General features: G+C 54.3%; 22 protein-coding genes. 19 read left to right on the top strand and 3 right to left on the bottom strand.

What is annotated here, in order from left to right:
* Positions 1–20 precede the first annotated feature (20 nt).
* From rnd to modC, 6 genes are all read left to right on the top strand, one after another.
* Positions 21–1157 (top strand): ribonuclease D, encoded by a 1137-nt coding sequence (rnd, locus tag H616_RS0108855; protein ID WP_027967050.1) that lies wholly within the window; start codon positions 21–23, stop codon positions 1155–1157.
* On the top strand, positions 1154–1456 hold the full coding sequence (locus H616_RS0108850) for a YcgL domain-containing protein (protein WP_027967049.1): 303 nt from the start codon (positions 1154–1156) through the stop codon (positions 1454–1456). The genes rnd and H616_RS0108850 overlap by 4 nt, the downstream gene beginning before the upstream one ends.
* Positions 1456–1902: a YcgN family cysteine cluster protein gene (locus H616_RS0108845; protein WP_027967048.1), complete on the top strand. Its 447-nt coding sequence runs from the start codon at positions 1456–1458 to the stop codon at positions 1900–1902. Before H616_RS0108850 ends, H616_RS0108845 begins: the two co-directional genes overlap by 1 nt.
* Before the next feature lie 215 nt (positions 1903–2117).
* Positions 2118–2921, top strand: coding sequence for a molybdate ABC transporter substrate-binding protein (gene modA / locus H616_RS0108840; protein ID WP_027967047.1), 804 nt, complete (start codon positions 2118–2120; stop codon positions 2919–2921).
* 10 nt (positions 2922–2931) lie between these two features.
* Positions 2932–3663, top strand: coding sequence for a molybdate ABC transporter permease subunit (gene modB / locus H616_RS0108835; protein ID WP_027967046.1), 732 nt, complete (start codon positions 2932–2934; stop codon positions 3661–3663).
* Positions 3638–4795: a molybdenum ABC transporter ATP-binding protein gene (gene modC, locus H616_RS14575; protein WP_051234124.1), complete on the top strand. Its 1158-nt coding sequence runs from the start codon at positions 3638–3640 to the stop codon at positions 4793–4795. Before modB ends, modC begins: the two co-directional genes overlap by 26 nt.
* Here the strand turns inward: modC and H616_RS0108825 are convergent.
* Positions 4716–6899, bottom strand: coding sequence for a S9 family peptidase (locus tag H616_RS0108825; RefSeq protein ID WP_027967045.1), 2184 nt, complete (start codon positions 6897–6899; stop codon positions 4716–4718). The genes modC and H616_RS0108825 overlap by 80 nt on opposite strands.
* A 72-nt stretch (positions 6900–6971) precedes the next feature.
* On the opposite strand from H616_RS0108825, the gene H616_RS15685 reads away from it, so the two are divergent.
* The 8 genes from H616_RS15685 to H616_RS0108785 all read left to right on the top strand — a co-directional run bounded on the left by H616_RS15685 (position 6972) and on the right by H616_RS0108785 (position 18093).
* Positions 6972–7541: a hypothetical protein gene (locus tag H616_RS15685; RefSeq protein WP_205619072.1), complete on the top strand. Its 570-nt coding sequence runs from the start codon at positions 6972–6974 to the stop codon at positions 7539–7541.
* Positions 7542–7643: 102 nt separating this feature from the next.
* Complete coding sequence (locus tag H616_RS0108815; RefSeq protein ID WP_027967044.1) at positions 7644–8429, top strand: class II glutamine amidotransferase; 786 nt, start codon at positions 7644–7646, stop codon at positions 8427–8429.
* Between the two features lie 92 nt (positions 8430–8521).
* The gene (locus tag H616_RS0108810; RefSeq protein ID WP_027967043.1) at positions 8522–10204 is read left to right on the top strand and encodes an AMP-binding protein; all 1683 of its coding nucleotides are present in this window, start codon (positions 8522–8524) and stop codon (positions 10202–10204) included.
* Between the two features lie 186 nt (positions 10205–10390).
* On the top strand, positions 10391–14395 hold the full coding sequence (gene hrpA / locus H616_RS0108805) for an ATP-dependent RNA helicase HrpA (RefSeq protein ID WP_240470564.1): 4005 nt from the start codon (positions 10391–10393) through the stop codon (positions 14393–14395).
* Positions 14396–14439: 44 nt separating this feature from the next.
* Positions 14440–15561, top strand: coding sequence for a beta-ketoacyl-ACP synthase III (locus H616_RS0108800; protein ID WP_027967041.1), 1122 nt, complete (start codon positions 14440–14442; stop codon positions 15559–15561).
* 26 nt (positions 15562–15587) lie between these two features.
* Positions 15588–16388 carry an MlaA family lipoprotein gene (locus tag H616_RS0108795; protein ID WP_051234122.1) on the top strand — a complete coding sequence of 267 codons (801 nt, stop codon included), beginning with the start codon at positions 15588–15590 and terminating at the stop codon, positions 16386–16388.
* Positions 16389–16400: 12 nt separating this feature from the next.
* Positions 16401–17609: a PP2C family protein-serine/threonine phosphatase gene (locus H616_RS0108790; protein WP_027967039.1), complete on the top strand. Its 1209-nt coding sequence runs from the start codon at positions 16401–16403 to the stop codon at positions 17607–17609.
* Positions 17596–18093, top strand: a complete 498-nt coding sequence (locus H616_RS0108785) for an STAS domain-containing protein (protein ID WP_027967038.1) — start codon at positions 17596–17598, stop codon at positions 18091–18093. The genes H616_RS0108790 and H616_RS0108785 overlap by 14 nt, the downstream gene beginning before the upstream one ends.
* Before the next feature lie 43 nt (positions 18094–18136).
* Here H616_RS0108785 and tal read toward each other — a convergent pair whose 3' ends face one another.
* The gene (tal, locus tag H616_RS0108780; protein ID WP_027967037.1) at positions 18137–19075 is read right to left on the bottom strand and encodes a transaldolase; all 939 of its coding nucleotides are present in this window, start codon (positions 19073–19075) and stop codon (positions 18137–18139) included.
* A gap of 123 nt (positions 19076–19198) precedes the next feature.
* Here tal and H616_RS0108775 point away from each other — a divergent pair, with 123 nt between their 5' ends.
* From H616_RS0108775 to H616_RS0108765, 3 genes are all read left to right on the top strand, one after another.
* A complete protein-coding gene (locus H616_RS0108775; RefSeq protein WP_027967036.1) occupies positions 19199–20395 on the top strand; it encodes a Bcr/CflA family multidrug efflux MFS transporter in 1197 nt (398 codons plus the stop codon).
* Positions 20392–21126: a sulfite exporter TauE/SafE family protein gene (locus H616_RS0108770; RefSeq protein WP_027967035.1), complete on the top strand. Its 735-nt coding sequence runs from the start codon at positions 20392–20394 to the stop codon at positions 21124–21126. Before H616_RS0108775 ends, H616_RS0108770 begins: the two co-directional genes overlap by 4 nt.
* Before the next feature lie 115 nt (positions 21127–21241).
* Positions 21242–21583, top strand: a complete 342-nt coding sequence (locus H616_RS0108765) for a zinc ribbon domain-containing protein YjdM (RefSeq protein WP_027967034.1) — start codon at positions 21242–21244, stop codon at positions 21581–21583.
* A gap of 14 nt (positions 21584–21597) precedes the next feature.
* Here the strand turns inward: H616_RS0108765 and H616_RS0108760 are convergent, their stop codons facing one another.
* Complete coding sequence (locus H616_RS0108760; RefSeq protein ID WP_205619071.1) at positions 21598–22536, bottom strand: complex I NDUFA9 subunit family protein; 939 nt, start codon at positions 22534–22536, stop codon at positions 21598–21600.
* A 329-nt stretch (positions 22537–22865) separates the two neighbouring features.
* On the opposite strand from H616_RS0108760, the gene H616_RS0108755 reads away from it, so the two are divergent.
* Together H616_RS0108755 and sufB are read left to right on the top strand one after the other, a co-directional pair.
* The gene (locus H616_RS0108755) at positions 22866–23327 is read left to right on the top strand and encodes an SUF system Fe-S cluster assembly regulator (protein WP_027967032.1); all 462 of its coding nucleotides are present in this window, start codon (positions 22866–22868) and stop codon (positions 23325–23327) included.
* 70 nt (positions 23328–23397) lie between these two features.
* Positions 23398–24840: a Fe-S cluster assembly protein SufB gene (gene sufB / locus H616_RS0108750; RefSeq protein WP_027967031.1), complete on the top strand. Its 1443-nt coding sequence runs from the start codon at positions 23398–23400 to the stop codon at positions 24838–24840.
* Positions 24841–24889 lie beyond the last annotated feature (49 nt).

Raw genomic sequence — 24889 nt, 5'->3', positions numbered from 1 at the left:
ATTAATCTGTCGGAACCTTCATGCTAGTTACCCCTGAGATTTGCTGGATTGATACACCGGACGCTTTGGATACCGCTTGTGACGCTGTGTCTGGCGCGTCGGTGATTGCGCTGGATACGGAGTTTTTTCGTGAGCGGACTTTTCACCCTGTACCAGCGCTGATTCAGTTCTGTGCGGGTGGTGCTGCGTATCTGGTTGACCCGACCAAGGTGGCGTGTACGGATGCGTTTCGCCAGCTACTGAATCATTCGGCGCAGCTTAAGCTGTTGCATGCCTCCAGTGAAGATCTCGAAGTGTTTGCTAACTGGGCTGGCGTTGCCATCACGCCTTTAGTGGACACTCAGATCGCCCAAGCCCTGCTTGGAGAGGTGCCATCCATGGGGTACCAGAAGTTGGTTGAGTTGTGGCTTGGAGAAACGCTACCCAAGGATGAAACGCGCTCTAATTGGCTGGAGCGGCCATTGAGCAGCACTCAGCTTACCTACGCTGCGCTGGATGTTGTGTACTTGCTGGATGTATGGACGAAGCAGCAAGAAAAATTGAAACAGTTGGGGCGGCTGGGCTGGCTTGAAGAACACTGTCAGCAGTTATCTGCACAAGCGGTTCGAAGCACTGCGGCAGATGGCCAGTGGTATCTTCGTCAGCGCCAATTGTGGCGGTTGTCGGCGCGCCAGGTAGACGCCTATCGTCGCCTCACCTTGTGGCGTGAAGGCGAAGTCAGGCGGCGGGATTTACCGCGCGGATGGTTAATTCACGACAAGGTGCTATACGCCATCGCTGAACGCATGCCCACCAACCGTGCTGCGTTAGCGCAGGTTGAGGGGGTTAAGCCGCCGCTGGTCAAACGTGAGGGCGATACGCTGCTGGCGCTGGTGCAACAGGCCCGTGAGGTTGCAGAGTCTGAGTTGCCCGTGCCACCGCTGTCGCCTATGGACCCAGCCTTTAAAAAGCGAATGAAAGCCATGAAGTCGGTGGTTAATGCTGAGGCTCAGCAGTTGGGTATTGCGCCCGAAATGCTGCTTAACCGCCGCGAACTGGAGGCGCTCACGTCGGCATCGCTACGTGGCGAAAGTTTACCGTTACCTAGTGGCTGGCGTGGCGAGCGATTGTCAAAAGCGCTGGCCGATATCCTGAATGAGGTGGCTAGCGCATCATGACAACCATGCAAGGCAAGATACTATGTGAGGTGTTTCGCAGCTCACACAAAGAAGAGATGTATCTGTATGTTGACAAGCAAAATGGCTTAGCGGATGTTCCTGAGCCGCTGCTTGAGCGGTTTGGTAAGCCGTTATCAGCGATGACGTTGATTTTGAGTGACGATAAAAAACTGGCGCGGGTTAGCGCTGCCGATGTAATGGTCGCCATTCGTGAGCAGGGTTATTACTTTCAGATGCCGCCAGCTAAAGAAGATTATCTGCTAGATCTGTACCGCGCCCCCACAGAGGCACGTTACTGATGCGCGAACGTTTTTGGGAACGTTACACGCTTGACGAGTTAACTCAGGACGAGTGGGAAGCCTTGTGCGATGGCTGTGGCCAGTGTTGTCTGATGAAGCTGGAAGATGACGACGGTGATCTGGCTATTCTAGATGTGGCCTGTGAGCTGCTTGATGTTCAAACCTGTCGCTGTAGCGATTACGCTAACCGCTTAATGCGGGTGCCCGACTGCCGCCAGCTGACGCCTGAGCGTGCCTATGAGTATCGCTGGTTGCCACACTCCTGTGCGTATCGGCGAATGGCTGAAGGGCGCAAGCTGGCCGGCTGGCATCCGTTGCTGTGTGGTGATCCTGAGCGAGTGCATCGTAAGGGGATTAGCGTGCGAAATTTTGCCATTTCGGGCCGTTTGGTGCCTGATAGTGAGCTTGAAAATCATATCATCGCGGTTCTGCCGGTAGACGGCTAATCCTCTTTCCTTCCTTCCTTCCTTTCATTGTGCGATTGAGCTGACGCTTGTTAGTCGGCTCTTCGTTGCTGGTTTGTGCTCGCCAGCCATTTTTCATTTCCAAGGGGCACGTTGCGCATCATCTAGAACACCCAGTGCACATTTGCCCGAGGTCTTAGAGCGGGCTATAGTCCTATCGCTATTTTATTTTTATATAACGCTTTCGGAGACGTTTTATGCCGCTTTCTAAAGGTCAATGGTTTGCCTTGGCTACTGGTGGTATTGCGATAGTTTTGAACGCTAGTGTTCAGGCAGGCGAGCGTGTACATCTTTTGGCAGCCGCATCGCTAACCAATGCTGTTGATGAGGCCGTGGCGCTTTATCGTGAAACTACCGATGTGGACGTGGTCTCTGTTTATGCGTCTTCTTCGACGCTGGCGCGCCAGATTGCTAATGGGGCGCCGGCCGATATCTACTTATCGGCTAACACGCGTTGGATGGACTGGCTGGATGAGGAAGGTGTAGCGCTCAGTGAGCGCAAAGACTTGCTTAATAACCGGCTGGTGCTGGTCGCTCCTTTGGGTAGCCCGATTGACGCGCTGCAGCCTGGCGAGGACGGTGCGTTAATTGACGCATTAGCTGACGGTGAACGGATGGCGGTTGGCGATCCTGACCATGTGCCAGCGGGACTTTATACCAAGGAAGCGCTTGAGTCGTTGGGTGAGTGGGAGGCGCTGGCACCACGCTTGGCCCGTGCTGATAACGTGCGCGCGGCGCTGGCGTTGGTAGAGCGCGGCGAAGTCCCGCTGGGCGCAGTGTATCGCACCGATGGGCAAGCCAGTGATAAGGTCAAAGAGCTAGGTGTTTTCCCTCAATACAGCCATACCCCAGTTACTTACCTGATTGCGTTGATCAGCGACGGCGTTGAAATGTCGCCAAGCGCTGAAGCTCAGGCATTACGAGAGTGGCTGGGTGGCGCGCAAGCACGAGAGGTGTTTGAGCGCCACGGTTTCAGTGCTGCTGATGCCGATGATCTCTGACTGGGGCGTGATGCAGCTTAGCCAAGCTGAATTTGATGCCATTTTGATCAGCCTGAAAATTGCTGGCGTGGCGGTAGGCTGGATATTGGTGCCAGGCATTGCCCTTGCCTGGTTGATGGCGCGTCGGGAGTTTCGCGGTAAAGCCCTGCTGGATGGGGTGTTACACCTACCGCTGGTGCTGCCGCCGGTGGTCGTGGGTTACTTGTTACTGGTGGGGCTGGGAACTCAAGGTGTGCTGGGGAGTTGGATGCACCAACACCTTGGTATTCGCTTGCCCTTTACTTGGCAAGGCGCCGCTGTGGCCGGTGGCGTAATGGCGTTTCCGCTCTTGGTGCGCGCTGTTCGCTTATCGCTCGAGGCGGTAGACCCTGAGCTTGAAGCGGCTGCTGCGACACTGGGTGCAGGGCGGCTGCGAGTGCTATTTACCGTCACACTACCGCTGGCGCTGCCGGGGCTATTGACGGGCACGGTATTGGCTTTTGCCCGAGCGCTTTCCGAGTTCGGGGCCACAATCACCTTTGCGTCTAATATCCCTGGCGAAACACGCACCTTGCCGTTGGCGCTGTATTCCTTGATACAAACGCCAGGCGGTGAGGCCGCCGCGGCTCGGCTGTGTGTGCTGGCTATTATTATTGCCATGGTGTCGTTGGTGACGTCAGAGTGGTTAGCTCGCCGTGCGCGTCTGCGGCTGCAAGGGCGAGACGGAGGAGAGACGCATGGCGGAACAGCCAATGCCGGATAAGCAGCGTTTAACTATCGACATTATGCAGCACCAGGGGCGTTTTCAGTTGGCGGCTCAGCTCAGTTTACCAATGCGTGGTGTGACGGCGCTATTTGGTAGTTCGGGTTGCGGAAAAACCAGTTTGCTGAGGCTAGTTGCAGGGTTGGATCGTCTGCAGAAAGGGCGTATTGCGTTGGGGCAGACCGTGCTTGCTGATACTGAGCAAGGGCGTTGTTTGCCACCGCACCGTCGGCGCTTGGGCGTGGTGTTTCAGGAGCCGCGGCTGTTTCCCCATTACCGAGTGGCCGGCAACTTGCGTTATGGCATGCCGAAACATATGGCGAGGCGCTTCGGTGCGATTGTTGAGCTGCTGGGTATTCGTCAGCTGCTGGGGCGTTATCCGGCGACTTTGTCGGGCGGCGAAGCCCGTCGAGTGGCCATTGGTCGTGCCTTGCTCAGTGACCCAGCCTTGTTATTGATGGATGAGCCGCTTAGCGGTTTGGATGCCGCACGCAAAACAGAATTATTGCGTTATATCCGCCGCCTGAGTGTTGAGGTTGGCGTGCCGATTGTATTTGTTAGCCATGCACCAGAGGAGATTGTTGACGTTGCCGATGCACTGGTGCTGATGGACGCGGGTAAGGTGCTGGCGTCTGGCAGTTTGGATGAGATGTTGCTGCGCTTCGACCTGAGCGAGCCACTAGCCGGTTTTGATGGAGCCAGCCGTTTAGTCGGGCAAGTGCATCGCCACGATGACAACGATAGACTGACTGAAATTGTCTTGGCTGATGGTCAATTATTGCGTGTGCCCGCATTTGATGCGCCGCAAGGTCAATCGATACGCTTGCGTATACCTGCCCGCGATATCGCGCTGGCGACTCAGCCGGCGGTTAGCGGCGTGCTGAATGGGCTGAGTTACCGTAACCAGCTCAATGCCGTTATTGAGGAGGCGACTCTGCTATCTGACTCTGATGCCAGTGTTGAGCTGCGCCTGCGCTTGGGCGATCAGGCGCTGCGTGCCCGAGTGACACGCCAAGCGTGGCGTGAGCTGGGGCTAACGGTAGGTCAGTCGGTTACGGCGCTGGTGCGCTGCGTGGCGTTTTCTGCTCAGCATGCTTTTGCCGCTCAGTACAGCCAAGCGCCCATAGAATAAACGCGTCCTGGCGAGCGGTGTCTCGCCAAGCCTGAAAGCGTCCCGATGCGCCGCTGTGGCCGGTATCCATATCAGTGCGCAGTAAAATGGGGTGAGCCGCGCTGGGTGAGTGTTCCAGTTGGCAGAGCCGAGCGTAGAGTTTGGCTGGCTCCCAATACGCAACTCGCGTGTCATGCCAGCTACCTTCAATCAATACCGGTGGCCAGGGCCGCTGAGGGTGAGGCTGATAGGGCGGTAGATTATCCAGTGGCGAGTAGCTGCGTATTCGCTGGCATACATCAGGGTCGTCGGGGTTTCCCCACTCACTGTACTCAGCGGTAGTCAGCGGCAGATCGGGATTTTGCATAGTACGCAGCACATCAACAAAGGGCACATCGAGCACGGCACCACAAAAGCCCGAGGCATCTATGTTAAGGCTGGCGGCTACCAGCAGCCCGCCGGCGCTACTGCCATAGGCAACCACTCGCTCAGCACATGACACGCCAGCATCTACCAAGCCATTTCGCGCCGCAATGAAATCGTGAAAGCTGTTGGCTTTGTGTTCCAGCTTTCCGGACTGATACCAGGGTTCGCCGCATTCACCACCACCACGGACGTGGGCGACGGCAAATGCTACGCCGCGGTTAAGCAGCTCCAGCCTCGCAATGGAGAACCAGGGGTCTAGTTCGTCGCCATAGGCACCGTAGCCGTAAAGTAGCGTGGGTAACGGTTGGTCGCTCAGATCAGAGCGGCTGACGACGGAAACGGGGATGCGCTCACCATCATGGGAGCGCACCCAGAGTCGGCGTGATGTTAGCTGCTCAGGCTGTAAGTCACCGAGTACGGGGAGGCGACGTAATAAGCGGCGTTGGCCGTTATCCAGGTTTATCTCAAACCAGCTTGGAGGTTGAGTAAAAGATTCTTCTGCCAGCCTGAAATGGCGGCTGTTGAAGTGAGGATTGTCGCCAGCTACTTGGCTACAGGGCGTTTCTGGCAAAAGAAGGTAGCGGTCATGCTGCACTTGGTGGTGGGTGTCGTAGTCAATAATACGAATGCGTGTTTGTGCTTGTGCGTGATCACGTTCGCTAATCGCCAGCCCCCAGGAAAAGGCATCAATGCTCTCAAGTGTTGTGTTTTGGCGATGGGCTATCAGGCGCTCTGTGCTGGTCCCGTTAGCAGTATTGTGGCTTTGTGTGGCTGTCGATTCGTCAATGCGGTCAAGGCAAAAATGTCTGGCGTCACGGTTGTGTAAGAGATAAAAGTGGCCCGCACGGTGGTCGATACCGTATTCAACTCCTGTCTCGCGGGGTAGAAAGCAGTGCGGCGGTGTCTCTGGAAGTGAGGCAGGTACCAGCCAGGTTTCAGAGGTGTCCTTCGAGGCACATTCCAGCAGTAACCACTGGCGCGAACGGGTTTTACCTAGACTGACCCAGAACTCACCATCGTCTTCATGCAGCATTAGTGTGGCCTCGCCAATGCGTGTCGAGTGCGGTTCCAGCTCAAGTGGTAGCCGCCATAGGCTATCTGGGCGTTGGGTGGTATCAAATCGCGTGAAGATCAGAGTGCGATTATCTTCTGCCCAGCATAGCTCTGGCCCCACGTCGCTGAGCAGTTGCTTGGGTGCGCCATCTGGCAGGTGTTTGAGCCATACTGTGTACGTTTCGTTACCTTGGGTGTCTTCGCTCCAGGCCAGCCAGTTCTCGTCTGGCGATAGCGCCATGTCACCAATATCGAAAAAAACATGCTCGCTGGCGCGTGCCTGAATATCAAAAAAACACTCACTGTGGTCAGGTGAGTCATTGGGGTGACGCCACCACACGGGGTGGTCAGCCTCGGCTGAAATTTCGCTCCATAGGGTAAAATGGTCGTGTGCTGTGGGTAGGCCTTTGGCCGCTAGTTCACGACGCGCTAACTGGCTTTGGTAAAGGTTTTCGGCCAGGCCTTTCAGTGGTTTGAACCATTGATCGAACGATTGGTTGGCTGTATTCAGAAAGTCCTTCACCTGCGGTGTATCATGCGCTTCCAACCAATGCCAGTTAGGATCATCGCTACGCTGGAAGTCCAGTGCGGATCGCTGAGTGGCATGTGTGGGTAAGTTCAGTTCTTTGGGCTGCTGTGCTTTCATTGCGCTGGATGTACCATACTCGATAAATGTTCAACGAGGTGTGCCTGAGAGCACACCAATGACGAGGGTGTAATGCTGACTACGGATTCAATGAGCCTACTATGGTTGGGCTATGCCGTCCTGTCTGTGCTGGTATTGATTACTGGCTATCTGGCGCTGGGCTTTTTACCACGCTTGCCACGTTTGGTAATTAGCTGGGCAGTGGCAGGAGTCATGTGGATGCCTGCTAACTATTCGTTGCGGCTACTTGAACAGGGTGAAAGCTATCACGGTATGGCACCGGCTGCTGTTGTTGCGGGGCTAGCTTTTCTTGAGGGTGAGCATTCGGTGTTTAGCTCAACGCTGTTTCTACTGATCGTCGCGGCGGCGGCTGGCGCAGGCTGTGGCCTTTTATTGTGGTGGGTAGGACGAGGTCGTGCCGAGGCTCGTCGGCAGGCTAAGTTGAAGCGTAATGCTCCCTCAGATAGCCACGATGATGAAAATAACGGCGGCAGTAACGATGGCGGTAACCGGCGCGATGATGGCACTGCCACAGGTGCAACATTGTCGGCGATTCCTGAGGATAAGCCAGTCACCCAGCCGTCTCATACGCGTCAGTCGCATAGTAAGGTGTCAGCGCGTCAGGAGCCGACGTTGCGCTGACCTCATTAAAGATACTGTATTGAGAGGTTGTATTGCGGCTCGCCATTCAGCGCTTACAACCGTGGCGCGACTTCTCCTGAACGACGCACTGAAGGGACTTCCATGTGTGAATTACTGGGCATGAGTGCCAATGTACCCACTGATATTTGCTTCAGTTTTACCGGCTTCCTGCATCGTGGCGGGGGCACGGGACCGCATAAGGATGGCTGGGGCATTGCGTTCTATGAAGAAGGGGGGTATCGCGACTTTCGTGATCCACACCCGTCGGTGCATTCACCGATTGCACGTTTGATTTGTGAGTACCCCATCAAGTCAAATATTGTCATCAGCCATATTCGTCAGGCGAATGTCGGGCAGGTGCGCCTGGCGAATACACACCCATTTACCCGTGAGATGTGGGGGCGTCCCTGGTGTTATGCTCATAATGGCCAGCTCGACGGTTGGCAGGAGCTGACCTTGGATTATTATCGCCCGATAGGTGATACCGATAGCGAACATGCATTTTGCTGGTTGATGAGTGAAATGCGCCGTGCTTTTCCAAACCCGCCCGAAGAGTGCCAGGAGGCCTGGCAGCTGTTGCACCAGTTATGTGAACGGCTGCGGGGGTTGGGGGTGTTCAATTTATTGCTGTCTGACGGGGTATACTTATATACCTACTGCAGCACTAAGCTTGCACACATTACGCGTCGCGCTCCATTTGGTGAGGCGAACCTGTCTGATGCCGAACTGTCGGTGAACTTTGCTGAACACACAACGCCTAATGATGTGGTATCGGTGGTTGTAACTGAGCCGTTAACAGACAATGAGGACTGGCATCGGCTGGCGCCAGGCGAGCTTCTGATCTGGCGTGAAGGCGAAATCAAGGGGCGGTTTAAAACGAAAGTTTGAATCGGTTGTTTTACAGCATCGAAGCCTCTGGTATATGGTGAGTTCAGAATAACAAGGAACGGCCAGCGGCCGATCATAGCCTGGAGATTTTTATGAGTGAGTCAGCCAGCAATACGATTTTGAGCGGCCCGGCACTTGAGGGTGTTGATACGTACGCCACGGTTTTGGATGTCTTCCATTCTTCCGTTGCGCGGTTTTCTGACAAGCCAGCGTTTACTTGCATGGGGCGTACCCTGAGTTATGCTGAGCTTGATAAGATGTCGCATGATTTTGCTGCTTGGATCCAACATGAAACGGATCTGGAACCTGGCGACAGAATCGCCGTTCAGCTGCCCAACCTTTTGCAGTTTCCCGTGGCGGTATTTGGTGCTCTGCGTGCTGGAATGGTGCTGGTTAACACCAACCCGCTGTATACAGAGCGGGAAATGGCCCACCAATTTAAAGACTCTGGTGCCAAGGCCATTGTGATTCTGGCGAATATGGCCAGCAAGTTGGAAAAAATACTGCCGCGCACCGATATTCGCCATGTGCTGATTACGGAAATTGCCGATTTTCACCATTTTCCCAAGCGCCAGATCATTAATGGGGTGGTTCGCTATATCAAGAAGATGGTGCCGTCCTATTCATTGCCTAAGGCTATTTCGTTTCGTGATGCACTCAAGCGCGGTTCCGCACGTGAGTTAAGCGAAGCGACGTGCCAGGCAGAGGATGTGGTGGCTCTGCAATATACCGGCGGGACCACAGGGCGTGCCAAGGGTACCATGCTGACGCATACTAACCTGGTGTCGAATATGCTTCAGGCGCACCAGGCTATTGGCAAGGGGCTCAACGATGCGCAGGAAACCATTATTGCGCCGCTGCCGGTCTACCACATCTATACGTTTACCGTGAATTGCCTGTTCATGATGGTGACTGGCAACCATTCTGTGCTGATTACTAATCCGCGCGACCTGGATGGTTTAATCAAAGAAATGTCATCCATCAGGTTTACTGGCTTTGTGGGCCTCAATACGTTGTTCAATGCACTTTGTAGTCGTGATGACTTTCACAAACTGGATTTTTCGTCACTGCGTTTGACTATTTCTGGTGGTATGGCGTTAACCAAAGCTGCTGCCCAGCGCTGGGAGGAGGTTACCGGCTGCCCAGTGGCCGAAGGTTATGGGTTGACTGAAACCTCTCCCATTGTGACATTCAACCCTGTCGACGCCATTCAGCTGGGTACCATTGGTCGCCCAGTTGGGGGTACGTCGGTCAAGGTGATTGACCTGGATGGCAACGATTTAGCTCAAGGCGAGTCGGGTGAGCTGTGCGTGAAAGGCCCTCAGGTTATGAAGGGTTACTGGAATCTGGAGGGAGAAACCAGCAAGGTGCTGAGTGCGGATGGCTGGTTTCGGACGGGAGATATTGCCGTCATTCAGGATGATGGTTATGTGCGTATCGTAGACCGCAAGAAAGACATGATTCTGGTGTCTGGTTTCAATGTTTACCCTAATGAAATCGAAGATGTGGTTGCCATGCACCCCGGCGTTGTGGAATCTGCTGCTGTGGGAATTCCTGATGAAACTAGCGGCGAAACCATCAAGCTGTTTGTTGTTGCAAGCGATCCATCGCTAGATGAAAAGACGCTGCGCGAATGGTGCAAGAAGGAGCTGACGGGCTACAAAGTGCCGCGCTACGTAGAGTTTAAGGATGAATTGCCGAAAACCAACGTCGGCAAAGTGCTGCGTCGTGAGTTGCGCGATGCCAAGGCAACATCTGGCAATGCGGCAGGGTAATTAGTCTCCTGCCGGTGTCAAAGGTATAATCTTCAGCCCGCGTCGGTCGTTTGATCGTCGCGGGTTTTTCATCGCCGCTTATTTTCTTTCATGGAGCCAGCAGACCGCCCTGTGAGTAATTCCCGTACTGACGATTCAACCATATCGCCCCGTTCGCCCGCTAACACGCCGCCCGGTGTTGCGGAGCTGAAGCGCGAGCTTTCTCATGTGCTGCTGCGCGACGTTCATCGGTTAGGCAAACGCTTGGCCGGGCTACAGCGGCGTGAGCGTCAAAGTAAGCCGATTGATCGTGGCCTTCAGGAAGTTCAGCGCGATATTCGTCGTTCGCGAGCGCAAGTGGATGCGCGGCGGCAGTCATCGTTAACGCTGGATTATCCTGAAGCGCTGCCGGTTAGTCAGCGGCGCGAGGATATTCTTGAGGCGCTGAGCGAGCATCAGGTGGTGGTGGTAGCTGGCGAGACGGGGTCTGGCAAAACGACCCAGTTACCTAAGTTGTGCTTAGAGCTGGGGCTGGGCCGGCGTGGGCTGATTGGACATACCCAGCCACGGCGTTTAGCGGCGCGCTCGGTGGCTACGCGCTTGGCGGAAGAGATTCAAGTGCCGCTGGGCGGGCCGGTCGGCTATCAAGTGCGTTTTACTGACCACACGGCTGATACAACGTTGGTCAAGTTGATGACTGACGGTATTTTGCTGGCAGAAACGCGCAATGATCCTGAACTACTGCGTTATGAGGCGATCATTATTGATGAGGCCCATGAGCGCAGCCTTAATATCGATTTTTTGCTGGGTTATCTTAAGCGCCTGCTCGAACGTCGCCCGGATCTCAAGGTAATCATTACCTCCGCCACTATCGATGTGCAGCGCTTTGCTGAGCACTTCGCGCTGGTAGGTAGTGATGGGCGCAAGCGCTCAGCGCCGGTTATTGAGGTTAGTGGGCGTACTTTTCCCGTCGAGGTGCAGTATCGGCCGTTGGTGCGTGATGCCGACGATGAGCAAGATATTGGCTTGCAGCAGGGCATTGTTGAAGCGGTTGAGGAAATTTCACGTGTTGAGCGTGAGAAAGGTTGGCTAAACGGCCCACGCGATATTCTGGTGTTTCTGCCTGGCGAGCGTGAGATTCGCGAGACGGCTGATACGTTACGCCGCGCAAACCTCAAAGGCACTGAGGTTATGCCGTTATATGCCAGGCTGTCTAATGCTGAACAGAACCGTATTTTTTCCCCCCATCGCGGCCGTCGTATTGTGTTGTCCACTAATGTGGCCGAAACCTCACTGACTGTGCCCGGTATACGTTATGTCATCGACCCAGGGTTGGTGCGTATCAGCCGCTATAGCTATCGCTCAAAAATTCAGCGCTTGCCAATAGAGCCGATTAGCCAGGCTAGTGCTGACCAGCGCAAAGGACGCTGTGGCCGAGTGGCTGAGGGTTTGTGTATTCGGCTGTATGACGAGCAGGACTTTCTGGCGCGGCCAGAGTTTACCGACCCCGAAATTCGCCGCACCAACCTGGCCTCGGTGATTCTGTCGATGCTATCGCTCAGGCTGGGAGACATTACTGATTTTCCGTTTGTTGATCCTCCCGACTCGCGATTTGTTACGGATGGGTTTCGGTTGTTATTCGAGCTTGGCGCTGTTGGTGCGAAGCAAGAGTTGACGCCGTTGGGCCGCCGCTTGGCACGCCTGCCTATCGACCCGAGACTGGCGCGGATGGTGCTGGCTGGCGCTGAGCAGGGTGGGCTGCGCGATGTGCTTATTGTCGCTTCTGCGCTGGCGACTCAAGATCCCAGGGAGCGGCCTGCTGAGAAGCGTCAGGCGGCCGATCAGGCGCATCGTCGCTGGCAGGACCGCGATTCGGATTTTGTGGCGCTGGTTAATCTGTGGCACGGCTATGCCGATGCCCGGGAGGCGTTATCTGGTAACCAGCTGCGTCGCTGGTGTCGTGACAACTACCTGAACTATATGCGTCTACGCGAATGGCACGATACCTTCCGTCAGTTGCGCCAGTTGTTGCGCGAAATGGATATCATCGTGCCTGCGCCACCACCACGTTCTCAGCCTGAGAAGGCGTTGGATGGCACGCTTGCACGTTCTGATGACGATTCGTCTGCCAGCCGGCTTGATGCCGCCCAGCGACGAGAAATCAGCCGTCAGGCGGCTCAGCTGCATCGCGCGCTGTTGCCAGGGCTGTTGTCGCACTTAGGGATGTTTCATGAGCAGCGTGAATATCTTGGGGCACGTAATCGCCGTTTTATGGTGCACCCTGCGTCGGGTTTGGCCAAGCGAACACCCAAGTGGTTGATGGCGTTTGAGTTAGTCGAAACCTCGCGGTTATTTGCTCGTACGGTGGCACGTATTGAGCCCGAGTGGATTGAGCCTGCCGCAGAGCACTTAGTGAAACGCAGTTATAGCGACCCGCACTGGGAAATGAAGCGTGCGCAAGTCATGGCGCTGGAGCAAGTCACACTGTTTGGTCTGCCGATTGTCAGCCGGCGGCGGGTTAACTATGGCGCAATCGACCCCAAAGAAGCGCGTCAGTTGTTTATTCGGCGTGCGCTGGTCGAGGGGGAGTTTCGCACTAAAGGCGAGTTTTTTGCTCACAATCGGGCGCTGATTGATGAGGTCGAAAACCTTGAAGACCGTGCTCGGCGGCGTGACATTTTGGTCGATGAGGAAGCTCTGTTTGATTTTTATGACGCGCGAATTCCTGATGATGTCGTTAACGGTAAAGGGTTTGAGGGATGGCGGCGTAAGGTTGAAAAAGAAACGCCGCAGATACTCAAATTTGATCGTGACACGCTGTTAGCTCGAGATGCTGAGGAAGTCACTCAGGCGCAATATCCTGATCATTTAAGTGTGGGTAGTGTCAGCTATCCGCTGAGCTACCACTTTGCTATCGACGCCGAAGACGATGGTGTCAGCTTGGTTGTGCCTGCTGCTATGTTGTCGCAGCTGCCGGAGGGGCGTCTAGAATGGCTTGTGCCAGGTTTGCTTCGTGAGAAATGCATTGCACTACTCAAATCCTTACCCAAGGGCATTCGGCGTCAGGTGGTACCGATTCCTGACTGGGTAGATGCAGCGCTGGCGTCTCTAGTGCCTGATGAAACACCGCTGACTGAGGCGTTGGGTGAGTTTTTGCGCGTCAAAACTGGCCTGCGGCTGCACCCGGATGACTGGCGTCAGGATCAGCTGCCAGCGCACCTGCACATGAATGTACGCGTGGTTGATCATCATGGAAAAATGCTCGGCCAAGGGCGTGATCTGTCGGCGTTGCAACAGCGTTTTGAGAAAGCTGCCGGTGAAGGCGCGCGTGCCCTGGCCGCTCAGGATAATGACGATAGCGCATTGGCTGGTTTGCCTGAGCAGGCCTTGCCCGAGTCTCGGGTAACGACGCAAGCAGGTATTCGTGTTGAAGCCTATCCTGCACTGGTGCCAGAGCCTGAGGGGTATCGCGTTGAGTTGTTTGATCACCCAGACAAAGCGTTGGTGGCCCATCGCCGTGGTGTCGTCAGAGCCGCCATGGATCAGCTTCCAGGGCAAATAAAAGCGATACAGAGCTTGCCAGGTATTGCACCCTGTGCGCTGCTGTTTACTAAGGTGGGCACCAAGCGGCAGTTGGCCGATGACCTGGTAGCGGCAGTGTTTCAGCAAGTGGTGGCGGTTGAGCCACTACCGCGTAGCCGTACGGAGCTGGATCAACAGTTGTTAGCCTGTCAGGATGAGCTCTTGCCATACGCCAAGGAGATGCTGGTGACACTCGAGGCGGCGCTGAAGGGGCACCTTGCCGTCACCAAAGCACTGAAAGGTGGACTCAGTTTTGCTCTGGCGCTTAGTTATGCTGATCTCAAGGCGCAAATGGCGCGCTTGGTTTATCCAGGTTTTATACAGGAGGCAGGCCGATGGCTGACGGAGTATCCTCGCTATATGGAAGCTGCCTTGGTACGGCTTGAAAAGGCGCCACGTGAGCATCGTCGCGATCAGCTTCTGATGCAGCAGGTGCAGGATTTTCAGGCCCGGCTTGATGCTCGGCTGGAGGTTGAGCAGCGTAGTGGTGTTGTTGCTCCAGGCCTGGTGGAATTTGGCTGGTGGATTGAGGAGCTGCGAGTGTCGTTGTTTGCTCAGCAGCTGGGTACCGCGATGACGGTATCGGATAAGCGGCTCGAACGACGTTGGGCCGAGCTGACCGGTCGCTAGCTGGCTTGCTAGGTAGCGCGTCAAGGAAATACAGGGGAAAAGATATGACTGCCGTAGTAATCACCGGCACGGGGCTTTTCACCCCGCAACATAGCATCGACAACGACCAGCTGGTGGCAACATTCAACCACTGGGTAGATGCGGAAAATACTCGCAATGCCGCGGCTATCGAGGCAGGTGAGTGTGAGCCATTGGCGCACTCGAGTAGCGAGTTCATTGTCAAAGCGTCAGGTATTCATAGCCGCTATGTGCTGGACGCTGAAGGTATTCTGGACCCTGAGCGCATGCGTCCGCGCTTGCCAGAGCGCGCTAATGACGACACATCAACTCAGTGTCGAATGGGCCTGATTGCTGCTCAGCAGGCGCTGGAGAATGCGGGCGTTAACGCTGAGGATATCGAGTTGGTCATTGTGGCTTGCTCGAATCTGGAGCGCGCCTATCCGGCTGTTTCCGTAGAGCTTCAAGCGGCGCTGGGGGCGGGAGGTTATGCGTTTGATATGAACGTTGCCTGCAGCTCGGCAACCTTCGCGATAGAAACCGCCGCGAATGCGATTCGTGCCGGTCGCGCTAAGCGCGTGCTTGTCGTTAACCCAGAGATCTGTACCGCACACTTGAATTTTCGTGATCGTGACAGTCACTTTATTTTCGGTGATGCCTGTACCGCCATTGTGCTGGAAAGCCAACAGGTGGCTACTGTTGAACAGGCTTTTGAGGTGCTGGATACTCGCCTGGTGACGCAATTCTCTAATGCAATTCGTAATAATGCCGGTTTTCTTAACCGAGTCAGTGACAGCGACCCACTGGCGGCTGATAAACTGTTTGTACAAGAAGGGCGGCGCGTCTTTAAGGATGTCTGTCCGATGGTGGCAAGCCTGATCAGTGATCATCTTGCCAGTTTGTCGTTGGCGGGAAGTGATATTGATCGAATGTGGCTGCATCAGGCTAATCGGCATATGAATGACTTGATTGCGCGCCGAGTACTGGGTCACCCCCCAGAGCCTGAGCAAGCGCCGATCATTCTTGATCGTTATGCGAATACAAGCTCTGCCGGCTCTATCATTGCGTTTCATTTGCACCGTAATGACTTGCCTTCTGGCGCACTCGGCGTAGTGTGCTCTTTTGGTGCTGGATACAGTGCAGGAAGCGTGATTGTACGCCGCTGTTGAATGATTGAACTCAAGGATCTGTGAGCATGGAAAATCAATCTCTGTCTGTTGGCCACGTTGCCAAACGTCGACGCAAGCGCAGGGCGCTGAGCGGGCTGACTACCGTGTTGACGGTTGTGGCATTGTCCGGCTGTGCGGGTACGTCCGTGCAGGACCGTAACCCTGACGATCCCTGGGAAGGTTTCAATCGTAAGGTGTTTGCTTTTAACGAGGTGCTAGATCGTTATGCGCTCAAGCCGGTGGCGCAAGGCTATAACTATGTGACGCCGGAGCCGGTGCAAACGGGGGTTGGGAATTTCTTCTCTAACCTTGGTGAAATTCGCACTACCATCAACAGTTTGCTGCAGGGTAAACCTGGCAATGCGGGAGTTTCGACGGGCCGCTTTGTGCTTAACTCTACGCTGGGGATTGCCGGTATCTTTGATGTGGCAACCGATATGGAGTTAACGGGTAATCGTGAAGACTTCGGCCAAACTCTAGGAGTCTGGGGCGTAGGAGAAGGCCCTTATCTGGTGCTTCCATTGCTCGGCCCAAGTATGGTGCGTGATACTGCGGGCTTACCGGCGGATGTGTATACCAGCCCACTGGCTTATGTCGATAACGATAGAATTACGGTGGGCTTGGCGCTATTGGACGTCATCGATACCCGCGCAGGGTATCTTGATCAGGAAAAACTGATCAGCGGTGATCGTTATGTCTTTTTACGTGACACCTATCTCCAGCGTCGGCGCTTTGAAGTACTTGACGGGCAGTTAGGCAGAGATCCGTTCGCGAGTGACGAATTCGACCTGGATGATGTTGATTTTGATGATGCCTTTGCCGACTGAGGTCGTGACGAGATGTCTACTGACAGTGAGCTGATTGGCTTGATCGATAGGCCAGACGCCGCTCGGGAGGCTTTGGCTAACGTCATAGAGAAGGGCGGTCACCCAGTGGCGGTGAGCGATAGTGTGGACGCGCTGCCTAGGGACGTTGTACTGGTGGTGGTGCATGCTAGAGCGTTGTCTCTGGCGGCTGGTGTTGAGCTTGCTGCACGCTGGCCGGTGGTGATGGTTACTGAGGGGGATGAGAGCGCTGCTGATAGCGCGGCGATGGCTGAGGCCGCAGGGGCAGGTGTCATTGACTACTTACCTGAGCCGCTACGCCAGGCGCCGTTGCTACAGCAAATGATTCGCCGTATTGCTCGCTTGAGTCATTGTAGTGCTGAGCAGAGCCTGAGTCGGCAGCGCCTAGAAGAGCGCAATGAGCGCTTGGAGACACACCTTGAGCTACTTAGGCTTGACCAGCAGGCCGGTGGACATATTCAGCGCAGGTTGCTGCCATTGCGTCCACGCTCTGAAGGTGAGGTGAGCTGTGATTACTGGCTGGCCCCGTCGCTCTATCTGTCGGGAGACTTTCTTGATTTCAAGCGATTCAACGATCGCTATACGCTGTTCTATTTTGCCGATGTGTCAGGCCACGGTGTGGCGTCGGCTTTTGTGACGGTATTGCTCAGGTATCTATTCAACCGCATGCGGCTTGCCTGGGATGGGCAGAACCCAGAGGCATTGCCTGCTAACTGGTTAAGTCAGCTGAATCAGGAGCTGCTGGATACGGGTATTGGTAAGCATGCGACTCTGTTTATGGGCGTTATTGATCAACAAACGCGCTACTTACACTATTCCATGGGGGCTCAGCTACCGATGCCGTTATTGGTCGCGGATGGTAAGGCGCAGCCATTGGCCGGTGAGGGCATGCCCGTGGGGTTGTTTCCTGATCTGACGTTTCCCCAACTGGGGTGTGAGCTGCCTGCCTCGTTTCAGTTATGGCTGTGTTCTGATGGCGTGCTGGAGTGTCTTCCTGGTGACACGCTAACGGAAAGGCTTGCTGACTTAACGTGTCGTGTGGCAAACAGTGGCAGTGTGGCAGCCTTTATTGAAGGTCTGAGCATCAGTGGTTACCTTGCCAGAGAAAGTGAGTGGCTGGCTGACGACGATGATACAGACCAAGAGCTTCCTGATGATTTGACGATCATGACGCTTGGTGGATTTGTTAATGATAATGCATGAGGGCCGCATTAAAGCGGCATTCGAATCAGGCGTATTCGTACTCAAACTGAGTGGTGATGTACGGTTAACGCTATGCGCTACACTTGATAATCAAGCTCAGCGTTTAGCGGAAACTCCTGGTCTGACGGCGGTAATGGTGGACTTGCGCGATGCCACGAATATTGACTCTACTGCCCTTGGCTTTCTGGCCAAAGTTGCGATGGCGCTGAGCGGGCGACTTGAGCAGCCGCCAACGATTGTAGTGAATAATCCTGATGTGCGACGAATGCTGGATGTAATGGGCTTTGCTCACTACTACACGTTGCTGGAAGGGCCGATTAAAGAGCCTTGCGAGCTTGAGGAGCTTGCTGAAGTGCCGAGCGGTGAAAACGATCTGCGTGACCGTATTCTTGAAGCACACCGGATCCTGATGTGCATGAACAAGCATAATCGCGAACAGTTTCAGCCATTGGTAGAAATGCTTGAGGCTCAGTCGTCAGACTAAGCCTCACGGGGCTAATCGTTAGATTGTAGGTATTTTTGGTTCATCAATTATGGCGTAGTTCGCCAAGCAAGGTTTCCAGACTGCGTTGGTCGGCCATGAACTTGCGGATACCTTCCGCCAGTTTCTCGGTGGCCATGGCATCTTCGTTGAGCGCCCAGCGAAACGCTGTTTCTGCCTGAGGTTCGGGTGAGCCGGCTTTGCTACCTAGAGGACTCAGTCGGCGCTCCAGTACTCCATGGCTGTTCGCTAGCTCGTCAAGCAAGGCAGGAGAAATTGTTAAACGATCGCAGCCTGCCAAGGCTGTGACCTGCTCTGCGCTGCGAAAGCTGGCGCCCATCACAATTGTTTTAATGCCATGCGATTTGTAGTGTTCATAGATACTGCGCACGGATTTAACACCGGGGTCTTTGGCGCCACTGAAATCTGACCCAGGGGCATGGGCTTTGTGCCAATCGAGGATGCGGCCAACGAAGGGGGAAATCAACGTGACGCCTGCATCAGCGCACGCTTTAGCCTGAGCCATGCCAAACAGGAGTGTCAGGTTAGTTTGAATTCCCTCTCGCTCCAGTATTCTTGCTGCCTGAATACCTTCCCAGGTCGCGGCAATTTTGATCAGGATGCGGTCAGGGGTAACGCCTTTTTGAGCGTAGCGCTCAACTAATGAACGCGCTTTGTTGAGCGTTGCTTCACGGTCAAAGGAAAGTCTTGCGCTGACCTCTGTAGACACATAACCAGGTACCAAGGCGCTGATTTCTGTGCCGATCTCTACCGCAACGTCATCTAGAGCTGCATCAATATCTGTTGCTTGCTGGGCAATTTCTGCCAAGCGCTGGCGACGTGATGGCAGCTGGGCGGCCTGCAGAATCAGCGAAGGGTTGGTGGTGGCGTCGCTAGGGGAAAAGCGTCGAATTGAATCAAGGTCGCCGCTGTCGGCCACTACCGTCGTCATGGTAGCAAGTTGGTCAAGCAAGGTGTCTGCCATGGAAAGGTCCTCAATAAGTTGCAAGTTACTGTAGCAAGCTCGTGGCACTGAAAATAGTGACGCAGACAGATGCCGTTGCAAAGCGTTATCATTAGCCAACTAAAAATACTGTTTGGAGGTCTCTTGACTCTGAGTCCACGCCGCGTGTCGCTGTTGGTAGCTGCCAACACGGCCCTGGCCCCTTTTGCTATTGATGCATATTTGCCTGCGATGCCTGCGCTGGCCGAATCGATAGGGGCTAGTGTGCATCGCACGGAGCTGTCTATCAGCTTTTTCTTGTTAGGCTTTGCCGTTGGGCAGCTGACGGGCGGTCCTTTGTCTGACCGGCTGGGGCGGCGCCCAGTGCTGCTGACAGGGTTGGTCATATTTTTTCTGGCAAGCTTGATGATCATTACCGCTAATGAGTTAGAGCAGCTGCTGTTCTGGCGACTGATTCAAGCAATAGGCGGCGGCGCCTGTGTTGTTAACTCCGCTGCTATTGTGCGCGACCGCTTTAGTGGCAAGGAAGCCGCTAAGGTTATGTCAACGATGGCCATGATTATGATGTTGGCGCCGCTGGCCGCGCCAGCCGTGGGGAGTATGCTGCTCTATTTGTCTGACTGGTGGCTGATATTTGTGTTTTTGGCCATGTATGCAGCGTTTCTTTTTTGGCTGATGGGAAGGCACCTTCCGGAAACTCGACCGCCAGGGACGCCGGCCGCGTCATTCAAGCAGGTATTGCGTAACTATTACAGCGTACTGAGTCATCGCGAAGCGATGGGGTATGTGTTTGCTGTGGCCGCGACATTTTCTGGCATGTTTGCTTTTATTACGGCCTCGCCGTTTCTGTATATGACGCATTATGGCTTGTCTCCGGCGGTATACCCGCTGGTTTTCGGTTTGAATGTGATCGTTATGGCAGGCTCTAATCGGGTCAATATCCGTTTGCTAAAAAACCGTACCCCACAGCAAAACATGAGCCTGGGGCTGCTGATTCAGCTGGTCGTAGCGGTTTGCCTGACATTGCTGGTGCTGACGGGACTTGATTCGCTGATCACTGTCGTGCCACTGATCATGTTGTTCATGGGCATGGTCGGACTGATTACGCCTAACGCTATTTCTTCATTGTTGGAGCATTTTGGTCACATGAGTGCCACTGCCACCGCTTTGCTGGGATCGGTTCAGTTTACCTGTGGGGCGCTGGCTGGAGTGGTGGTCAGTGCGTTTGAAATTGATAGTGCCTGGCCGATGGTGTTGACCATGGTGGTGGTGTCTTTAGGTGGCAACCTGGCATTGCGGGTGTTGGCAGGAAAGGTGAAGGTGGGGTCTGCTGACGAATGAACGAGCTATGGTGGCAGTGGGTGGATATGGCTCCGTTACGCTGGCTGGGAGCTGCCCTGGTGATGGCCTTGGGAGCTTTCGTGCAGCGTGCTACTGGTTTTGGTTTAGCCGTTGTTGGTGCGCCTTTATTGTTGCTGATCGACCCTCGCTTGGTACCTGTTACGTTGGTTGTGATGGGCTTTAGTTTGTCGTTGCTGGTGCTGCGCCGCTTTCATCGCCAAGTTCAGTTAGGCGATATCGGTATGGCACTGGTAGGCAGAATTCCAGGTAGTGCGTTGGGGTTGTGGTTACTGGTTAGTGCACCGCTCATGGTGCTGAAATGGTTAATTGCCAGCATTGTGCTGTTTGCCGTGTTAATCCGGCTGTTTCAGTTTCGTGTGCCAGTCAACCGACGCAGCATGTTCTTGGCTGGGGTGGTATCAGGGGTGTTTGGTACCGCCTCGGCGATTGGTGGCCCGCCCATGGCGCTGCTGATGCATGACATGCCGCCAGATAGAATTCGTAGTAATTTGGCCGCCTTTTTCCTGATTACCTCGTTAATGACGCTAATTACTCTTGCTTTGGTTGGTTACGTCTCATTATGGCACTTGGGTATTTCAGCCAGTTTCCTTCCGGCCATGCTGTCAGGACAGGCGTTGGCCGCTCGGGTTGCTGGTCATATCGATCAGAAGATACTGCAGTGGTCTTCATTGGCGTTGTGCAGTTTTGCCGCGATAGGGTTGATTATTTAACCCGCATCGCTACCTGTGAGACAGCGTTTGGGTAAGGCTGCTGGCGTGCAAAGGCACGTCAGTGTAGGCTTTAGCGCTTCGTGTTGTTGCCTTCTTGTTGATTTCAGGAATTTTCATGAGCGATATGCCTGCGTGTCCCGAGTGTGCTTCAGTTTATACCTATGATGATGGCCTGCAGTTTGTGTGCCCCGAGTGTGGGCATGAGTGGTCAAAAGATGTCTCTGCTGATACGGCAGAAAATGAAACGACTATCAGTGACGCCCATGGTACGCCGCTGGCTGATGGTGACACCGTTACGGTTATCAAGGATCTCAGGGTTAAAGGGTCATCGTCGGTGGTGAAGGTAGGAACTAAAGTTAAGAATATTCGCTTAGTGGATGGCGATCACGATATTGACTGCAAAATTGACGGCATCGGCCCGATGAAACTGAAGTCGGAGTTTGTTAAGAAGGCCTAATGCCGGAAGCTGAGTCAGCTATGTGATGCTGATTGGGGCAAGCATAGTGGCAGGCTGTCGCGCAGTGAGTGGGGCAGCAAGCCCAGGTCGGCGAAAGTTCCCATGGTGTCGTTGATCAGGTTGTCGTGAGCCATCAGTACGACTTGGTCTCGAGTTAGTGATGGGTTGGGTAGTACGGCGAGTAGCCTTGCTATTACCCGCCAAAGGAAAAAGGGCACTGGCACCAAAGGCCGATCTCGCCCAAGGTGGGCCATCACTAAGCGCAAAATGTCTCGGTAGCTCATGATGTCCGGTCCGCCTAGCTCGAATAACCGCCTCGGGCTAGCAGGCTCGCCGGTTAAACACGTAATGGCGCGGGCCAGATCACGGACGTGCAATGGCTCCATTCGTGTCTGGCCACTGCCGAATAGCGGAATCAGTGGCAGACGTGTGAGTTTCGCAAGTTGGGAGAGTAGGGCGTCATCAGGGCCAAACAGAACGCTGGAGCGCACGATAATGGCGCGTGGCAGAACATCTAGTACGGCGTCTTCACCGTGCGCGCGGGCTCGTACATAAGCCGAGGTTGAGTGGCTGTCAGCACCAATGCCTGAGATATGTATGAAGCGTTTGATACCGGTGTCACGCGCTGATTGCGCCAAGCGACGGGCGGCCTGAACATGAATGTCATCGAAGCTAAGTCCGCGCCGTTCAGTGTACAAGCTGACCGTATTGATGACTGTGTCGGCTCCTTTAAGCGCGGCTGTTATGTCGTCGTCACTGCGGATATCGGCACGGATTAGCTCAACTGGGTCATCGGGCTCGGCCCAGTCGGGCATTACTGGGTGGCGTGCAGCAAGGCGCACCTTGCGTCCGGTTTCTACCAGCTCGCGCACGATAGCGGAACCCAGAAACCCGCTGCCGCCAAATACCAATGTTGTGGCGCTGTCTGTTGCAGTCGTTTGGCTGTAGCTCACTAAGCACTCCTTGCGGCGTGTCGGTCTAGTTACGTCATGATCTCGCGTTAGTTTAATTCGGTAGTGGCTTAGCGTGTCAGTCTCATTGGGATCGTGCCACAGGAGTTGTGTTTCATGACAGAGCTTTCCTGGATAACGATAGAGCGCTATCGCGTGTTATTAATCAAAAATGAATAGGAATTATTATCGATTGTGTGTCGAATGTCGTCGATTGTGTCGCCTGGAAGGAAAATTGTGAAAAGAAATACATGCTGAGCCTTCACAGACAATTTATATGGTACTAAAATGGTACTCAATTTACTGTCAGAGTCCCACGAGGGAGTCGGGCTATGCTTAAACTATCCAGACTGACCGATTATGCCGCAGTGGTGATGGCGCAAATTGCGCGTCATCCAGAGCAATCGTATACCGCAGCTAAGCTTGCCGATGCGGTAGGGCTACCACGGCCTACAGTCAGTAAGACGCTGAAGATGCTGGTCAGAGCGAGGCTTCTTGAATCTCGCCGTGGTGCCTCGGGCGGTTATTTCCTTGCCCGGCCAGCATCTCACATTACCGCTATCGATATTATAACGGCGATTGAAGGGCCTGTGGCCATGACAGAATGCAGCCAGGCGCAGGGTGAGTGTGAGCTGGCAGATACCTGTGGTGTCGCTGATAACTGGCAGCGTGTCTCGCTGGCAGTGCGAGGCCTTCTTGATAGCGTGACACTGGCACACCTTTCTGACACAGCGCCGATTAAGCTGCCTGTGCAATTACCCATACAGAGCGTGAGTTTGGCCGTAGAAGCCTAACCATGTGATTGATAACAGAATTCAAGGCGATCAAACTCGCCGGCCGAACTGCCCGGGAGGGGGAAGCATCATGTCAACCCAGGAAATGGAACAACTTGTTCAGCGAGAATATAAAGACGGCTTCGTTACCAATATTGAGAGCGAAACGTTGCCGCCGGGCCTGGATGAAAACACCATTGCCTTTATTTCCAACAAGAAGGGCGAACCTGAGTGGATGTTGGAATGGCGTTTGAAGGCCTATCGCCAGTGGTTGAAAATGACGCCACCGTCTTGGGCGCACCTAGACTACCCACCGATCGATTATCAGGCCATTTCCTATTTTAGTGCGCCAAAGCGTCCTGAGGATCGTCCGCAGAGTCTCGATGAAGTAGACCCCAAGTTGCTGGAAACATACGAGAAACTGGGTATTCCTTTGCACGAACGGGCTGCGCTGGCCGGGGTTGCCGTGGATGCGGTATTTGATTCTGTCTCGGTGGTTACTACCTTCAAGGCAGAGTTACTGGAAGCGGGGGTTGTATTCTGCTCAATCTCAGAGGCCATCAGAGACTACCCTGAACTGGTCAAACGTTATCTGGGTTCTGTTGTGCCGCAGGCGGATAATTACTTTGCGGCGCTCAATTCAGCAGTGTTTACCGATGGCTCATTCGTGTATGTGCCAGAAGGTGTGGTATGCCCTATGGAGCTATCAACCTACTTCCGTATTAATGCTGAAAATACCGGTCAGTTTGAGCGCACGCTAATTATCTGCGAAGACCGCGCGCAAGTGTCATATCTAGAGGGCTGTACCGCGCCGATGCGTGATGAAAACCAGTTGCACGCAGCGGTAGTTGAGCTGGTGGCTCTGGAGGATGCGTATATTAAGTATTCCACTGTGCAGAACTGGTATCCCGGTGATGAGAACGGTGTTGGCGGCATCTATAACTTCGTGACTAAGCGTGGCGATTGCCGTGGTGATCGCTCGCGCATCAGCTGGACACAGGTAGAAACGGGGTCGGCGATTACCTGGAAATACCCGTCCTGTGTGCTGCGTGGCAAAGACAGTATTGGGGAGTTTTACTCGGTAGCGGTGACCAACGGTCGTCAGCAGGCTGACACCGGCACCAAAATGATTCACATCGGTGAAGGCACACGCTCAACCATTGTTTCCAAAGGTATTTCTGCTGGTCGTGCCGAGCAAGCCTATCGTGGCCAAGTGAAAGTCGGGCCGCGAGCCAAGGGCGCGCGCAACTTTACTCAATGCGACTCTTTGTTGATTGGTGATCAGTGCGGTGCTCATACCTTCCCTTATATGGAGATCGGTAATAGCACGGCTCAAGTTGAGCATGAAGCAACCACCTCAAAGATTGGCGAGGACCAGCTGTTTTACTGTCGAGCACGCGGCATTTCTGAAGAAGACGCAGTGAACATGATTGTTAATGGCTTTTGTAAAGATGTCTTCCAAGAGTTGCCGATGGAGTTTGCTGTAGAAGCGGAAGCACTTTTGAACGTCACGCTTGAAGGTGCTGTGGGTTAACCTCGCGCCCCTCGGTATCAGCTTGAACAACATATTTTTCGAGTCGCTG

It is taken from the genome of Halomonas halocynthiae DSM 14573 (assembly GCF_000425725.1).
Taxonomy (GTDB): domain Bacteria; phylum Pseudomonadota; class Gammaproteobacteria; order Pseudomonadales; family Halomonadaceae; genus Halomonas; species Halomonas halocynthiae.
The sequence above is the reverse complement of the archived record's forward strand: the minus strand, read 5'-3'. Positions and strand labels throughout refer to the sequence as shown.

Excerpts from the sequence above, each read along its gene's own strand:
- H616_RS0108825 (WP_027967045.1), bottom strand. The coding sequence starts at position 6,899 with ATGAAAGCACAGCAGCCCAAAGAACTGAACTTACCCACACATGCCACT.
- H616_RS0108765 (WP_027967034.1), top strand. The coding sequence starts at position 21,242 with ATGAGCGATATGCCTGCGTGTCCCGAGTGTGCTTCAGTTTATACCTAT.
- H616_RS0108785 (WP_027967038.1), top strand. The coding sequence starts at position 17,596 with ATGATAATGCATGAGGGCCGCATTAAAGCGGCATTCGAATCAGGCGTA.
- H616_RS0108800 (WP_027967041.1), top strand. The coding sequence starts at position 14,440 with ATGACTGCCGTAGTAATCACCGGCACGGGGCTTTTCACCCCGCAACAT.
- H616_RS15685 (WP_205619072.1), top strand. The coding sequence starts at position 6,972 with ATGCTGACTACGGATTCAATGAGCCTACTATGGTTGGGCTATGCCGTC.
- H616_RS0108755 (WP_027967032.1), top strand. The coding sequence starts at position 22,866 with ATGCTTAAACTATCCAGACTGACCGATTATGCCGCAGTGGTGATGGCG.
- H616_RS0108795 (WP_051234122.1), top strand. The coding sequence starts at position 15,588 with ATGGAAAATCAATCTCTGTCTGTTGGCCACGTTGCCAAACGTCGACGC.
- H616_RS0108790 (WP_027967039.1), top strand. The coding sequence starts at position 16,401 with ATGTCTACTGACAGTGAGCTGATTGGCTTGATCGATAGGCCAGACGCC.
- H616_RS0108770 (WP_027967035.1), top strand. The coding sequence starts at position 20,392 with ATGAACGAGCTATGGTGGCAGTGGGTGGATATGGCTCCGTTACGCTGG.
- H616_RS0108845 (WP_027967048.1), top strand. The coding sequence starts at position 1,456 with ATGCGCGAACGTTTTTGGGAACGTTACACGCTTGACGAGTTAACTCAG.
- H616_RS0108815 (WP_027967044.1), top strand. The coding sequence starts at position 7,644 with ATGTGTGAATTACTGGGCATGAGTGCCAATGTACCCACTGATATTTGC.
- H616_RS0108810 (WP_027967043.1), top strand. The coding sequence starts at position 8,522 with ATGAGTGAGTCAGCCAGCAATACGATTTTGAGCGGCCCGGCACTTGAG.
- tal (WP_027967037.1), bottom strand. The coding sequence starts at position 19,075 with ATGGCAGACACCTTGCTTGACCAACTTGCTACCATGACGACGGTAGTG.
- modB (WP_027967046.1), top strand. The coding sequence starts at position 2,932 with ATGCAGCTTAGCCAAGCTGAATTTGATGCCATTTTGATCAGCCTGAAA.
- modC (WP_051234124.1), top strand. The coding sequence starts at position 3,638 with ATGGCGGAACAGCCAATGCCGGATAAGCAGCGTTTAACTATCGACATT.
- modA (WP_027967047.1), top strand. The coding sequence starts at position 2,118 with ATGCCGCTTTCTAAAGGTCAATGGTTTGCCTTGGCTACTGGTGGTATT.
- rnd (WP_027967050.1), top strand. The coding sequence starts at position 21 with ATGCTAGTTACCCCTGAGATTTGCTGGATTGATACACCGGACGCTTTG.
- H616_RS0108850 (WP_027967049.1), top strand. The coding sequence starts at position 1,154 with ATGACAACCATGCAAGGCAAGATACTATGTGAGGTGTTTCGCAGCTCA.
- sufB (WP_027967031.1), top strand. The coding sequence starts at position 23,398 with ATGTCAACCCAGGAAATGGAACAACTTGTTCAGCGAGAATATAAAGAC.